This window comes from Subtercola sp. PAMC28395, assembly GCF_018889995.1.
Classification (GTDB): domain Bacteria; phylum Actinomycetota; class Actinomycetes; order Actinomycetales; family Microbacteriaceae; genus Subtercola.
Genome location: NZ_CP076547.1, coordinates 530,737 through 544,171, shown reverse-complemented (window position 1 = coordinate 544,171; position 13,435 = coordinate 530,737). Strand labels below are relative to the sequence as shown.

At 65.8% G+C, this 13,435-nt stretch carries 11 protein-coding genes and 1 tRNA gene; 8 read left to right on the top strand and 4 right to left on the bottom strand.

What is annotated here, in order from left to right; all coding sequences use genetic code 11:
* Positions 1 to 9 precede the first annotated feature (9 nt).
* Positions 10 to 1,371 carry an FAD-dependent oxidoreductase gene (locus tag KPL76_RS02630; RefSeq protein WP_216334944.1) on the top strand — a complete coding sequence of 454 codons (1,362 nt, stop codon included), beginning with the start codon at positions 10 to 12 and terminating at the stop codon, positions 1,369 to 1,371.
* 137 nt (positions 1,372 to 1,508) lie between these two features.
* Positions 1,509 to 2,567 carry an ABC transporter ATP-binding protein gene (locus KPL76_RS02625; RefSeq protein ID WP_216334942.1) on the top strand — a complete coding sequence of 353 codons (1,059 nt, stop codon included), beginning with the start codon at positions 1,509 to 1,511 and terminating at the stop codon, positions 2,565 to 2,567.
* A gap of 111 nt (positions 2,568 to 2,678) precedes the next feature.
* Here the strand turns inward: KPL76_RS02625 and KPL76_RS02620 are convergent, their stop codons facing one another.
* Positions 2,679 to 3,167 carry a YajQ family cyclic di-GMP-binding protein gene (locus KPL76_RS02620; RefSeq protein ID WP_205106665.1) on the bottom strand — a complete coding sequence of 163 codons (489 nt, stop codon included), beginning with the start codon at positions 3,165 to 3,167 and terminating at the stop codon, positions 2,679 to 2,681.
* A gap of 289 nt (positions 3,168 to 3,456) precedes the next feature.
* Here KPL76_RS02620 and KPL76_RS02615 point away from each other — a divergent pair, with 289 nt between their 5' ends.
* Positions 3,457 to 4,221, top strand: a complete 765-nt coding sequence (locus KPL76_RS02615) for a lytic transglycosylase domain-containing protein (RefSeq protein ID WP_216334940.1) — start codon at positions 3,457 to 3,459, stop codon at positions 4,219 to 4,221.
* An 88-nt stretch (positions 4,222 to 4,309) separates the two neighbouring features.
* On the opposite strand, the gene KPL76_RS02610 is transcribed toward KPL76_RS02615, so the two are convergent.
* Positions 4,310 to 5,329: a LacI family DNA-binding transcriptional regulator gene (locus KPL76_RS02610; protein WP_216334938.1), complete on the bottom strand. Its 1,020-nt coding sequence runs from the start codon at positions 5,327 to 5,329 to the stop codon at positions 4,310 to 4,312.
* A gap of 192 nt (positions 5,330 to 5,521) precedes the next feature.
* Here KPL76_RS02610 and KPL76_RS02605 point away from each other — a divergent pair.
* Positions 5,522 to 5,606: transfer RNA gene (locus tag KPL76_RS02605), tRNA-Tyr, on the top strand.
* 192 nt (positions 5,607 to 5,798) lie between these two features.
* Complete coding sequence (locus KPL76_RS02600) at positions 5,799 to 8,033, top strand: MMPL family transporter (protein ID WP_216334930.1); 2,235 nt, start codon at positions 5,799 to 5,801, stop codon at positions 8,031 to 8,033.
* Between the two features lie 66 nt (positions 8,034 to 8,099).
* Here KPL76_RS02600 and KPL76_RS02595 read toward each other — a convergent pair whose 3' ends face one another.
* Positions 8,100 to 9,641, bottom strand: coding sequence for a DUF4214 domain-containing protein (locus tag KPL76_RS02595; RefSeq protein ID WP_216334928.1), 1,542 nt, complete (start codon positions 9,639 to 9,641; stop codon positions 8,100 to 8,102).
* A 308-nt stretch (positions 9,642 to 9,949) separates the two neighbouring features.
* Here KPL76_RS02595 and KPL76_RS02590 point away from each other — a divergent pair, with 308 nt between their 5' ends.
* Genes KPL76_RS02590 through KPL76_RS02580 form a run of 3 tightly spaced genes read left to right on the top strand, consistent with a single transcriptional unit; the run spans position 9,950 to position 11,475 of the window.
* Positions 9,950 to 10,273: a hypothetical protein gene (locus KPL76_RS02590; RefSeq protein WP_216334926.1), complete on the top strand. Its 324-nt coding sequence runs from the start codon at positions 9,950 to 9,952 to the stop codon at positions 10,271 to 10,273.
* 57 nt (positions 10,274 to 10,330) lie between these two features.
* Positions 10,331 to 10,648 carry a hypothetical protein gene (locus tag KPL76_RS02585; protein WP_216334924.1) on the top strand — a complete coding sequence of 106 codons (318 nt, stop codon included), beginning with the start codon at positions 10,331 to 10,333 and terminating at the stop codon, positions 10,646 to 10,648.
* Positions 10,645 to 11,475 carry an inositol monophosphatase family protein gene (locus KPL76_RS02580; RefSeq protein ID WP_216334922.1) on the top strand — a complete coding sequence of 277 codons (831 nt, stop codon included), beginning with the start codon at positions 10,645 to 10,647 and terminating at the stop codon, positions 11,473 to 11,475. The genes KPL76_RS02585 and KPL76_RS02580 overlap by 4 nt, the downstream gene beginning before the upstream one ends.
* Positions 11,476 to 11,621: 146 nt before the next feature.
* Here KPL76_RS02580 and KPL76_RS02575 read toward each other — a convergent pair whose 3' ends face one another.
* The gene (locus KPL76_RS02575) at positions 11,622 to 13,394 is read right to left on the bottom strand and encodes a glycoside hydrolase family 13 protein (RefSeq protein WP_216334921.1); all 1,773 of its coding nucleotides are present in this window, start codon (positions 13,392 to 13,394) and stop codon (positions 11,622 to 11,624) included.
* Between the last annotated feature and the right edge of the window lie 41 nt (positions 13,395 to 13,435).

Sequence of the window (13,435 nt, the reverse complement as noted above, 5' to 3'; positions counted from 1 at the left end):
CACACCCTCATGACCAAGCTCCGCCTGGCCATCGTCGGCGCAGGGCCGGCCGGCATCTACGCCGCCGACCTGCTCATCAAGGCTGAGAGGTCGTTCGACGTCTCGATCGACCTGTTCGACCACCTGCCCGCACCATACGGGTTGGTGCGCTACGGCGTCGCCCCCGATCATCCGCGCATCAAAGGCATCATCACGGCACTGCGTGAGGTGCTCGACCGCGGCGACATCCGGTTCTTCGGAAACGTGCGTTACGGGGTCGACCTGACGCTGGCAGACCTGAACAAGCACTACAACGCGGTGATCTTCGCAACTGGCGCCATTCGCGATGCGAGTCTCGACATCCCCGGCATCGACCTCGACGGGTCGTACGGCGCAGCCGACTTCGTGAGCTGGTTCGACGGGCACCCCGACGTGCCGCGTACCTGGCCGCTGACCGCCCGCGAGGTGGCCGTACTCGGCAATGGCAATGTCGCGCTCGACGTGGCGCGCATTCTCGCCAAGCACCCCGACGACCTGCTGCCCACCGAGATCCCCTCGAACGTGTACGACGGGTTGCTCGCCTCGCCGGTGACCGACGTTCACGTCTTCGGGCGCCGCGGGCCGGCGCAGGTGAAATTCACCCCGCTCGAACTGCGTGAGCTCGGCGAGATCCCCGATGTCGACCTGGTCGTGTACGACGAGGACTTCGACCTCGACCCGGCGTCGGAGGCGGCCATCGCCACGAACAAGCAGGTCATGGTGATCAACCGAGTGATGAACCAGTGGCGCACCCGGCCGGCGGGCACCGCGTCACGTCGGCTGCACCTGCACTTCTACGCCCGGCCGGTCGAAGTCCTCGGTGACGACGGTGCCGTCACGGGCATCCGGTACGAACGCACGCGGCCCGACGGTGCCGGGGGAGTCGAAGGTACCGGAGAGATTCGCGAACTGCCGATCCAGGCGGTCTACCGGGCCGTCGGGTACTTCGGCTCACCGCTTCCAGAGGTTCCGTTCGACGAGCGTCGCGGAGTGATCCCGAACCGCGAAGGCCGGGTTCTGGATGATCATGATGAGGTTGTTCCCGGCGTCTACGCCACCGGCTGGATCAAGCGTGGCCCCGTCGGCCTCATCGGGCACACGAAGTCCGACGCCATGGAGACCCTGTCGCACCTCGTGCGCGACGGCGCCAACTGGTGGACGCCCGCATCGCCCGACGAGGAATCGATCGTAGAGCTGCTCGACGAGCGTGGAGTGGTCTTCACCACCATCGATGGCTGGCACCACCTCGACCAGTACGAACTCGCGCTCGGCGCGGCTGCCGGCCGCACCCGCATCAAGGTCGTTCCCCGCGACGAGATGGTCGCGGTCTCGAACCAGACCCCGGAGGTCTGACCACTCCGCCGCGTCTCCTCGCAGTGCGGCGCGAGGAATTCGAGGCGCAGTACCTGCGCCCCCTCGTGAGCGAGGCCGCAAAACTCGGCATCACCAGAGAGCAGCTCGTTTCTCTCTTGCAGAAGGAGGCGTGACCCATGAGCATCATCGCCACCACCAACCTCACGAAGCGCTACGGCAGCGTCGTGGCCGTCGACGACGTGAGCCTGTCGCTCGAGCCGGGAAAGATCCACGGGCTGCTCGGCCGCAATGGCGCGGGCAAGACCACGTTGATGCAGCTGCTGACCGGCCAGGACTTCGCGAGCTCCGGCACGATCTCTGTGTTCGGCGAGTCGCCGGTCGAGAACAACCGGGTGCTGCAGCAGCTCTGCTTCATCAAAGAGAGCCAGAAGTACCCCGAAGACTTCCGTGTGAAGCACGTCTTCCAGAACGCTCCGCTGTTCTTCGCTGGCTGGGACGCGGCATTCGCCGATTCCCTCGTCGCCGACTTCCGATTGCCGCTCGGGCGCCGCATCAAGAAGCTCTCGCGGGGGCAGCTCTCGGCGCTCGGCGTGATCGTCGGGCTCGCCTCACGCGCTCCGCTCACCTTCTTCGATGAGCCGTACCTCGGCCTCGATGCAGTGGCACGGCAGCTGTTCTACGATCGGTTGCTCGAGGATTTCGCCGAGCATCCGCGAACCGTCATCTTGTCGACACACCTCATCGACGAAGTGCAGAACCTGCTCGAACACGTCATCGTCATCGACCAGGGCCGCATTCTCGTCGATTCGGATGCCGACGAGCTCCGCGGGTCGGCAACGACCGTTGCGGGCACCGCCCGGGCGGTCGACGAGTTCACGACGGGGCGCACGGTGCTCAGCCGTCAGGCTCTCGTCGCAGTTCTTCGCGTTCTCGTTCTTCTTCTTCGTGGGAGCGGCGATCGCCACGGTGTACCTGCGCTGGCGTGCCATGGGCCAGATCGTGCTCTGGATCGCGGTGACGCTCCTATCGCTCGGCGCTGTCACGCTGATCACGGTCACCAACGGCTGGCCCGCGGTCGGTACTTGGTTCGTCGACGCTGGTGCCTACGGGGTGGCCGCCTGGTCGCTGGTGATCACCGCTGTCGCTGCGGTCTTCGCGTATCTCGTACTCCGTCGCGCCACGCCCGCCAACTGACGCTGGCCGCACGCGCCACTCTCCCCGCACAGCCCGGCTGAAACGTTCGGACATTCCTGCGGGGCACGACACAGAGGCGCGTACTGTCGCCGAATCTCCGACGGTTTCCCCAGACTGAAGGCGCGCCACCGACCGTGCGGCGCATTCGGGCGTCAGCGGAAGTTGACGAACTGCACCGCGACGTCGAGGTCAGCCGACTTCAGCATCGCCATCGTGGCCTGCAGGTCGTCGCGGCTCTTGGAGGAGACCCGGAGCTCGTCGCCCTGGATCTGCGCCTTCACGGTCTTGGGAGATTCGTCGCGGATCAATTTCGAGATCTTCTTGGCGGCCTCCTGTTCGATGCCGTCTTTGAAGCTGGCTTCGATGCGGTACTCCTTGCCCGAGGCGAAGGGCTCTCCCGCGTCGAGGCTGCGCAGGCTGATGCTGCGCTTGATGAGCTTCTGCTCGAACACCTCGAGGATCGCCTTCACGCGCTCCTCGGAGTTCGCCTTCATCAGCACCTTCTCGCCGCTGTAGTCGATCGAGGCGCCGATGTTCTTGAAGTCGTAGCGCTGCTCGACCTCCTTCTGGGCCTGGTGGAGCGCGTTGTCGGCCTCCATCTTGTCGACCTTGCTCACGATGTCAAAGCTTGAATCTGCCATGGCGCAATTGTACCGGGGGAGGGTGGGGCGACGTGAAGTGAAGCGGCCGCCCGATGTGTGCCCGGGCGGGTGTCGGGCTCCTCCAAGCGGGCATCTGTAGGGTGGCCGAGTGAACTCCGCCAGCCGCTCCGGGAAGCCAAGGGGTCCCGGGAAGCCGAGCGTCCCAGGGAAGCCCAACGGCGGCGCGAAACGAAGCGGTCCAACTGGTTCGCAGAAGCCGGGAGGCAGGCGGGCAGTCGCACGCAGGCGGTCGAGCCGGCGGAAGTGGGGCATCCATCGCAGAAGGTGGATGATCGCCGCCTCAGTCGCGGGTTCCGTTGCCGTCTTACTGGTGTTCGGAGTGGCCGCGGCGGGCCCACTGGGAGACGCTGTACGCCAGGCTGTCGCTGATGCACAGGCGGGGCAGGATGATCCGCAGACCGTCGTCGTACCCCCGGCGTCGGTCGCGGTGGCCCAGCTGGGCAGCACCCCCGGCGCTCTGCCCGGTGTGGCGGGGCGGGTCGACCTTGCGTGGGCGACACGCGTCGCCACGTCCACCAACATCTCGTTGCGGGCCATCCAGGCGTACACGGGCGTCGCGGTGGCCAAACAGCAAGAGGACCCGGGGTGCCACATCGGCTGGAACACGCTCGCCGCGATCGGCTCGGTCGAGTCGGGCAACGGTACCTACGCTGACAGCTCGGTCGGCGCCGACGGCGTGGTCAGCCCGCCGATCTACGGCATCGCCCTCGATGGCAATGGGGTGACCGCGATACCCGACACCGATGGTGGAGCAATCGACGGCGACGCGACGTTCGACCGGGCCGTCGGGCCGATGCAGCTGATCCCCGAGGCATGGCGAAACTGGGGAACCGACGCGAACGGTGACGGCGTGGCCGACCCGCAGAACATCGACGATGCCGTGCTCGCCACGGCCAACTACCTGTGCCACGCCGGCGGAGACCTCAGCACGGAGGCCGGGTGGAAGAAAGGGGTCGCCGCCTATAACGATGCCACCTCCTACGCCCTCAAGGTCTCGCAGGCAGCGAACCGATTCGCTGCCGCCGCGGGTTGAGTAGGGACCGTGTCGCGTATCAAGACCTGCTCGTCGTTGGGGTTTCGATACGCGTGGCTGCGCCCCGCTACTCAACCGGCGAGGAGGCTCAACCAGCTGGCGGCGGCGCCGTCGACGTACGCACGATGAGCTCGACGGGCAACGGGATGTTCGTGGGCAGCGGGTCGCGGCGGCCGGGGTGAAGGCGGTCCATCAGCATTTCGACGGCCTGTTCTCCCTGGCGGCGCGGAAACTGGGCCATGGTGGTCAGGCCGAAGAACTCGGAGTGCTCGTGCCCGTCGATGCCGATCACCGAGACATCACGCGGTACCGAAAGCCCCAGATCGCGCGCCGCGAGGATCGAGCCGATCGCCATCTCGTCTGAGGCGGCGAAGATCGCGGTCGGCCGGTTGGGAGCGTTCGTCAGAAGTTCGTGCGCGGCTTCGTATCCACCACGAATCGTGAAGTCGGCTGGCCGAAACAGCGAGGCGTCAGGCTGAACGCCCGCGAGCCGAAGGGCATCCTCATAGCCGGCCCTGCGGTTGGTGGGCAGGTGGAAGTCGAGTTCGAAGCGCGAGGCCCCGCCGATCATCCCGATGCGGGTGTGACCGAGGCTGAGCAGGTGGTCGGTCGCGAGCATGGCTACAGCCACGTCGTCGACGCTGAGCGTCTGCACGCCCTTGAGCGGGCCGCCGATGCCGACGATCGGTTTGTGCAGGTCGAGCAGGCTCTGCAGCTCGCTCTCGTTGAGTTCGATGGTGAGCGCGAGAACGGCGTCGACACGTTTTCGCAGCAGAAAGTGTTCGAAGACGCTCGTGCGCTCTTCGTCTCCGCCACTCAGGCCGTACAGGGTGAGATCGTAGCCGTTCCGCAGGAGCGCTGCACCGGCCCCCTCGAGCACTGAGGAGTAGAACCAGCGGCTGAGGAACGGTACGACGACGCCGACATTCTTCGTTCGGCCGCTGGCGAGGCTCGACGCTGACGACGACACGACATAACCCAGCTCTCGCGCCGCTTCGTGAACCCGGACCCGGGTCGACGGGGAGACATGCCCGTTGCCGCTCAGCGCACGGGAAACAGTCGCCGTTGAAACGCCAGCGAGCTTGGCGACGGCTTCGATTCCGGGCATGGCGTCCTTGCTGAGACTTGCACGACAGAGTGCAACGAATTGGTGACTCCGAGTTTAGAGGGTGCCGTGCAAGCGTGTACACACCGCACTTCTCCCGCCTGTGGCCGGTGTCGATTTCGCCAGAGCGGCCCCAGTGAGTATTCTTGTGCGAGCGCCTTCGGTTGTGTTTGTGAACGTGGTCGGGTGCGCCTCGGCAAGTTACCCTAGCGGCCAAAGGGATCTGACTGTAAATCAGACGGCTGAGCCTTCGGGGGTTCGAATCCCTCACTTGCCACCAATGAAAGCCTTGAAATCACTGCGATTTCAAGGCTTTTTGGTTTGAATCAGGGGTCCGACCCCACACGAACCCCATACCGGGTCCTGACCGCCGTTGACGAACCCAGCCACCGATTCGCTGAGCCCGTCGTTCACCCATAGTCTTTTCAGGCGGGCGGATGCTCGTTCAGATGGTTCTCGCACCTGGAGCGTGATGGCTGACCCAACTCCTGTGACTCCTGTGAAGCTCGGCTGGGTGGGGCGCCTCGGTGCGGCGTCGGCCCGACGGCCGTGGATCGCACTGGCCGGGTGGATCCTGCTGGTCGGCATCGCGTTGACTGCGGCGCTCGGTGCTACGGGAGGCCAGACGCTCTTCCAGCGGCTGGTGACCGGTGCGCCGTCCGCGGTGGGGGAGAGCAGCAGGGCCACGGCGATTCTCGACAGTGGGGTCCAGCGTGACCAACTCAGCCTGGCGGTGCACGGAGTTTCACCCTCCGATGCCCGGGCCATCCGCATGTCGACGGAGATCTCCAGCACTCTTGCAGCGCTGCCCGACACGACAGTTGCCAACCCGCTTGTCGTTCGGCCGCTCGCTGATGGGAGTGCGAACCCAGCGTCGGTGCCTCTGCTCGCCGACGATGGCAACGGATTCCTCATCACGGCAACGATCTCCGGCGTTGACGGGAAAGCTCCCGACAAAGCCGTCGTCAACGATGTCGAGGCCGCGCTGAATACCAGTTCGCTCCAGTACCGCGCGGCGTTTCCCGGCGCGACAGCCGAGGTCGGTGGCTCGCCGCTGCTCGTCGAGTCGCTCACGTCGATCTCCGAGAGCGACCTCGCGAGAGGCGAGACGGTCGCCCTCCCCATCGCACTCATCGTCATGCTTGTCGTCTTCGGCGGGTTCATTGCAGCAGGAATTCCTCTGGCCGGCGCGGTGGCAGCCATCGGCGGCGCTCTCGGAGTGCTCTTCTGCTTCACTTTCTTCACCGACATCAATACGAGTGTCGTGAATGTCGTCACCGCAGTGGGGCTCGGCCTCTCGATCGACTACGGATTGTTGATCGTGAGCCGCTTTCGGGAGGAGTCCCGGAAACACCTGCTGGTGTCGAGGGACGAGCGATTGGCCGCGGTCGGCCTCGCGGTGAATTCGGCCGGTCGTACGGTCACCTTCTCAGGCACCGTCTTTGCAATCGCGGCTCTCGGGCTCCTGCTCTTCGATCCACCGATCGTGCGAGCAATCGGCATCGGGGCACTCGCCGTGACGGTGATTGCGGTCGCATCTGCGCTCACGCTCATCCCGGCGCTCATCGGTCTGAGTGGCGAACGACTCATTCGCCCCGGCGTGCTCACGCGCATCCCCGGTGTCGGCCCACTGCTCAGCCGGTTCGGTGACGTGGCGCCCCCTGAAGGCTTCTTCTCCCACCTGACCAGGCGCGTGCAACGCCGGCCCGCCCTCCTCACCCTGGCCACTGTGGTTGTGCTGCTGGTGATGGGCAGCCCACTGCTGACACTGCAGCTCGCGAACACGAGTGTCGATGCCATTCCGAAGTCATCCACCCAGTACGACTTCGTTCAGACGGTGAACGCACATTTCGCACTGGCGACGAGCCCACGTGTGCTCCTCGTGACCGAGACCGAGGCCGACGCGGCAAGCTGGGCCGCGCAGGTGAAGTCCCTCGACCACGTGGCCTCGGTCGGCGTGCCGACCGGGGCTGGTGACGGCTGGAGCGTCCGGGTGTCGGTCGACCAGCCCACCGATGGCGTCAGGGTCGTGCACGAGATCCGGGATGCCCGGCCGGCCTTCCCCGCCTGGGTCTCCGGTATCGACGCCGACACCGCCGACCTGGCCGGGTCGCTGCTCAGTGGGGCGCCCCGCGCTGCACTGCTCATCGCGGTCGGAACGATGATCGTGCTGTTCTTGATGACCGGTTCGCTGATCATCCCTCTCAAAGCACTTGTCGCCAGTGCGCTCTCGCTCGGGGCTTCGATCGGGGTGCTCGTCTGGGGCTTCCAACAGGGCAACTTCGCCGGCCTCATGGGTTTCAATGCCGCCGACGTGCACGGGGTGGATGCGTTGGTGCTTCTGCTGACCTTCGTTTTCGGTTTCGGGCTGGCAATGGACTACGAGATGTTCATCCTCTCGCGGGTGACAGAGCTGGTCGAGGCGGGTGTTCCGGCCAAAGAGGCGATTGCGCTCGGTCTGCAGCGCTCGGGTCGCATCATCACCTCAGCCGCACTCATCATCATCGTGGTGTTCGCAGGCTTCGCGACCGGCGACCTGATGCTCATCAAGCAGCTCGGGGTGGCGCTCGCAGTGGCGGTTCTGCTCGACGCCACCCTGGTGCGCTGCCTGCTGGTGCCCGCGTTCATGACGTGGTCGTATCGCTTCATGTGGTGGGCGCCCCGCTGGCTGAAACCCGTTCACGCGAGGTTCGCGCTGCGGGACTGAGCCAGCCAGACCCGGCCCCAGGCGGGGCCTCACCGTGCACGGCCGCCGCCGCGCGCCCCGGCCCGCTCAGTGAAAGCGGGTCGCCGCGCGCGACCAGTACTCGTCGCTGCCGGTGAGGCCCGAGCGCAGGCCGGAATCGCCGATCTTGAGGGCAAGGCCGACCCAGTTCTGCAACCCCGCTGGGTCTGGCACCCGCCCGAGATACGCCGAGTACATCGAACTCACGCGGCTGCTGATTGTCTCTGTCGAATCCCAGAACTGCGCGATGACCCAGTCGCGACCGTGGCTCTGCGCAAGATCTGCCCAGAATTGGTACTCGGACGCACCTCCCGAGCGTTTCAGGAGCGTCTGGTACAGCGACTGCGCGAACGACAGATTTGTACCACCGTGATTGGTGAAGTACTCCAGTGATCCGTAGAAGCTGGTCTCGATGTCGTCTGTGGTCAGCAGACCCTGTTGCATGCGTGTCAGCCAGAAGGTCTGCCCGCCGGGATCGGAGCCGCGCCCCAGAATGCCCCGATACGCGGCATTGATGCGGATGAGGCGGTATTCGTCGCTCGAGACGAAAGCGTCAGATACGGCAGTTCGGGCACCGCCGCCGTCGAGGATCTTCGTCCAGAACATGAGCTCGCTGAACGCCGGGGTGCGGGCGAGGTAGTCGTTGTACAAGGCTGTCACGTACGAGCCGCTGGCCGAGAGCACGTTGACGCCCGCGCCGATCGCGGCGAGGTTCAGCGGCACATTCGTGTTCCTGAAATCGATGTGCTCGTGATTGCAGGAGTCGGAGAACTGGTTGATGTTCACCAGGTAGAGCGACGTCCCCGCTGACACCCTGCATTGGTACTGGCCGGCGTTCGTCCCGTCTGGAACGACACTGTCGAGGAGCTTGAGCAGCTGGATGGTCTGCGAATTCGATCCGTTGAGCACCACGCCGCCGACGACGGCGAAGTCCACGGCCCTCGCCGGATCTGTGCAGTGCACGGAGTAGGTCGGTGGCCCGCAGTTGGTCTGGTCGCCGATGCACGGCCTCTGGATGTCGGAGATCGTGACCGAACCGAACTTGTACAGCGTCAGAACGATGATCTGCAGTATTCGCGTGTCGACGGTACAGCCCGTGAGCGCCTGGCCCTGGGCCAGAGGTGCGATCTCACGGTCGAAGATCGCGGGCGGGTTGGTGCGGAGCGCACCAGCCGTCTTGGCGTCGACGAGGGCCTGGGCGAGTTCGTGGGGGTCATTCGACACCAGCGGAGTACCGACTGCCTGCGTCGAGGTGGTGGGGGTCGGGGTCGGCGCCGCCGGCTGCGCAGACTTGACCGGTGTGGGTACGATCGTCGGCTGGGCTGTCGGTGTCGGTGTGGTCGTCGCTATCGGTTGCGGTGAACCAGTCGCTGGTGTGCCCGGTGACGGTGGTACAGCATCCGGTGTCGGTGTCGGAGTGGGGGCCGGCGCTTCTGTAGCCGTTGGCAGAGGGGCGGTGGATGCTGCGGCTGAAGGCGCCACTGACGGTGTCGGTGTTGGCTGTGCGAAGGCAGGCTGCACACCCACACCGCCGAGGCCTGCCACCAGGGCGATGGTGACGGCAATGGACACTCTGTTCAGCCGGGTCACAGTACTCCTCGTGCGTTCATGGGGTAGCTTCAGAACGACGAGCAAGTTCGGTACTGGCTGGGCGACGTTTGTTGAAGGGGTGGTCGGTGGTGCTCTTCATTGGCTTCAGAGATCGTTACGAAGGGGGAGTCGGAATGAGACTCGGTCTGGTTCGGGCATTTTCCGGGGCCGCACTGTTGGTAACGCTGGCTGTTGTGACGGGCTGCACGAGTGCAGGCCCTCAGCCGTCCCCGCCATCGTCGACGTCGTCTGCTTCGGCAACACCGAGCCCGCAGCCGTCGTCGGCACCCCCCGCAGCAACTCCATCGATGACCCCAGTCCCCAGTACAACGCCCTCGAATCCTAACCCGAGCTCTGCTGCTTTGGCCAGTGTGGTGCTCGCCTGCCAGAGTTGGCAGACGAGCCTCTCTCAAGACAAGTCGACCTTCCCGAAGACGCAAGCCGGTGCCGCGGCGCAGGTTTCGGCGGCGGCGGCCGTCGATTCGCGGTGGCAGACGCTGGCCTCAGACATGAGCTATCTCGTATCGGTCATCGACGACACCAGCTCCGAAGCGCAGTCGAAAGGGCAGCAGACGTTCACCGACCTCTCGAACCAGTGCCTCGCCGTGGGAGTGACGGTCAACGGCGGGTAGCCGCCACCCGCCTCCGTGCGAATCCGCTCCTTACCGACCAGCAGGTAGAGTTCGGGCATGACCGATCTGCCTCCGCAGCTTGCTGCGATCGACGACCTGCCGCGCACCCGCTACGAACAGATTTCGTTCCACCGGGGTACGTTCTCGTTCTTCATCCAGAACGATCACGACGAGAAGTTCAGTGTGTGGGTCTCTCGCCTCGTCGACTGGCACGAAGTGGGTCGCTTCGAACTCAGTGGCGCAGCGGGGGCCGATGCGCTCTATGTGGCCCGCACCCACAAGTCCCACGGGCATCCTGAGGTCACGGGTGAGCCGCTGCCGTGGCGGGACGCCGTCGCCTGGCTGGTCGATACGGTCGAGGGTTCGGCAGCATGACGCTCGCTGACCCGAACGCAGAGCTGCTCGCCATCGCACGCCGAATCGCCGTCGAAGCGGGCACCTTGGCGGCCCGCCGGCGCCAGGAGGGCGTGCAGGTGGCGGCGAGCAAGTCGTCACTCGAAGACGTGGTGACGTTCGCCGACCGCGAAGTCGAGGCGTTCATCCGCAGCTCTCTTGCCGATGCGCGGCCGAACGACGGGTTCCTCGGGGAAGAGTCGACCGACTCGGCCTCGGCAGGTACTTCGGGCCTCACCTGGGTCGTCGACCCCATCGACGGCACGGTCAACTATCTTTACGGCATCCCGGCCTACAACATCAGCATCGCCGTGGTCGAGGGCGAACCCGACCCTCTCACCTGGAACGCGCTGGCGGGGTGCGTCGTGAACCCGGCGGCCGGTGAGGTGTACACGGCGACGGATGCCCGGGGAGCCTTTCTCGGATCGACCCCGCTCGCTGTCAACCCTCCCGTCGACCTGTCGCAGGCGCTCGTCGGCACGGGCTTCTCCTACAGCGCTGAGACGCGCGTGAAGCAGGGGATCGTGCTCGGGGAGCTGATCGGTCAGGTGCGTGACATCAGGCGCATCGGCGCTGCCGCCCTCGACCTGTGCGCGGTCGCCGCCGGTCGCCTCGACGCGTACTACGAGCGTGGGCTCAACCCATGGGACCATGCGGCGGGTGCGCTGATCGCGCGCGAGGCCGGGGCCGTGGTGACGGGATTCAATGGCGCACCGGCCGCACGGGAGTTCACGCTGGCTGCAGAGCCGGTGTTGGCGGCCCGGCTCGAGCCGATCATCCGCGAGTTGTTCGCGAAGGCCGGTCTCTGAGCTGAGTTCGGGCTTGCGAGATGGGTCATCGACTTCAGAATCTCAGCAAGAACCCGACGTAAGAACCCGAAGAAGCACAGCTTCTTCGGCGCTGGCGTCGCGGCGGGCATCCACTGGATGCCCGCTCTAAGCTCCAGCGCGCGACATCACAGTGAGCGAAGCCACACCGTCGTGTCGGCGGGGAGAACAGCTTCGTCGACAGGGTCGCTGGCAAGCAGCAGTTCGCCGAGCACCTCGACCGGGAGTTCGACGGGCATCGCACCGGTGTTGGAGATCACTGTGACGTCACCATTGCGGAATGCCAGAACGTCGTCGCCGAAGCCGAGGTCGGTGATCCACTCGACGGCACCCATGCCGAGGTTGCCCTCGGCGCGGAGCGAGAGCGCGAGCTTGTACAGCTCGAGCGTCGAACCGGCGACTCCGGTCTGCTGGTCACGCGCGTAGACGTCCCAACCGGCGGGCTGGGGCAGCCAGCTCGCGTCCGCGGGCCCGAACCCGTAGCTCGGGGTGTTCGCCTCCCACGGGATGGGCACGCGGCAGCCGTCTCGGCCGTAACGCTCGCCGTTCGTGCGGAACCACGTCGGATCCTGGCGGGCCTCGTCGGGCAGGTCGATCGCTTCGGGCAGGCCGAGTTCTTCTCCCTGGTAGATGTAGGCGCTGCCGGGCAGCGAGAGCATGACGGCCGTGGCGGCCCTGGCTTTGCGCAGTCCGTCGGCCGGATCGGGAATGCCGACCGACTTCGGCCCGATGCCGTCGCCCTGCAGGTGGCCAGGGGCCAGGGCGAGGCGCGTGGCATGCCGCACGACGTCGTGGTTCGAGAGCACCCAGGTGCTCGGTGCCCCGACCGTCGCGAAGGCAGCGATCGACGTGTCGATCACGATGCGCAGCTCCTCGGCCGACCAGTTCGCCGAGAGGTAGGTGAAGTTGAAGGCCTGGTGCATCTCGTCGTCACGCACCCAGTGCGCGAGCTTGTGCAGGGGCTCGACCCACGCCTCGGCGCACAGTACACGTTCGCCGTCGTATTCAGCCAGTACTGCGTTCCAGTCGCGGTAGATCTCGTGGACCCCCTCCTGTGCCCAGTAGGGAGGAGTTGGTGCGTCGATCGGGTCGGCGATCTCCGGAGTCAGGGGAACGGCACCGCCACCCATGCTCCCGGCCTCGGCGGGAGGTGTGTAGTCGGGCAGGCCTTCTTCTTTGATGAGCCCGTGCGCAACATCCACTCGAAAGCCGTCTGCACCCCGGTCGAGCCAGAACCGCAGGATGCCGCGGAACTGTGCCCGCACCCACTCGTTCTCCCAGTTGAGGTCGGGCTGGCTGATGTCGAAGATGTGCAGGTACCACTGGCCGGGCGTGCCGTCGGGGTTGGTGATGCGCGACCACATCGGGCCGCCGAACACGGACTCCCAGTTGTTCGGCGCGATGTCGCCGTTCGGGCCGAGGCCATCGCGGAACACGTAGCGGTCCCGTTCGGGGCTGCCCTCAGGCGCGGCGATCGCGGCTTTGAACCACTCGTGGTCCCATGAGGTGTGGTTCGGAACCAGGTCGACGATCACCTTGATGCCGAGTGAGTGGCTCTCCGCCAGGAGTGTGTCGAAGTCGGCGAGTGTGCCGAACAGGGGGTCGACGTCGCAGTAGTTCGCCACGTCGTAGCCCGCGTCGTGCTGGGGCGACGTGAAGAAGGGCGACAGCCAGATTGCATCGATGCCGAGTTCGAGAAGGGAGGGGAGCCGGCTTGTGATGCCCGCCAGATCGCCGATGCCGTCGCCGTCGGAGTCGGCGAACGACCTCGGGTAGATCTGGTAGATCACTGCAGAGCGCCACCACTCGCTGCCGGTGGTCACCACTGTTTCGCGGTCGAGGCCGGCGAAAGTCAGCGTTTCGTTGGGGTCGCCGACGTCGGGAGTCAGATCGGTTGTCATGCTAAAACCCTAATGCGAGTCACGCGGCGCTTTTGCGCCTC

Excerpts from the sequence above, each read along its gene's own strand:
- KPL76_RS02615 (WP_216334940.1), top strand. The coding sequence starts at position 3,457 with ATGATCGCCGCCTCAGTCGCGGGTTCCGTTGCCGTCTTACTGGTGTTC.
- KPL76_RS02610 (WP_216334938.1), bottom strand. The coding sequence starts at position 5,329 with ATGCCCGGAATCGAAGCCGTCGCCAAGCTCGCTGGCGTTTCAACGGCG.
- KPL76_RS02620 (WP_205106665.1), bottom strand. The coding sequence starts at position 3,167 with ATGGCAGATTCAAGCTTTGACATCGTGAGCAAGGTCGACAAGATGGAG.
- KPL76_RS02625 (WP_216334942.1), top strand. The coding sequence starts at position 1,509 with ATGAGCATCATCGCCACCACCAACCTCACGAAGCGCTACGGCAGCGTC.
- KPL76_RS02585 (WP_216334924.1), top strand. The coding sequence starts at position 10,331 with ATGACCGATCTGCCTCCGCAGCTTGCTGCGATCGACGACCTGCCGCGC.
- KPL76_RS02600 (WP_216334930.1), top strand. The coding sequence starts at position 5,799 with ATGGCTGACCCAACTCCTGTGACTCCTGTGAAGCTCGGCTGGGTGGGG.
- KPL76_RS02580 (WP_216334922.1), top strand. The coding sequence starts at position 10,645 with ATGACGCTCGCTGACCCGAACGCAGAGCTGCTCGCCATCGCACGCCGA.
- KPL76_RS02590 (WP_216334926.1), top strand. The coding sequence starts at position 9,950 with ATGACCCCAGTCCCCAGTACAACGCCCTCGAATCCTAACCCGAGCTCT.
- KPL76_RS02630 (WP_216334944.1), top strand. The coding sequence starts at position 10 with ATGACCAAGCTCCGCCTGGCCATCGTCGGCGCAGGGCCGGCCGGCATC.
- KPL76_RS02575 (WP_216334921.1), bottom strand. The coding sequence starts at position 13,394 with ATGACAACCGATCTGACTCCCGACGTCGGCGACCCCAACGAAACGCTG.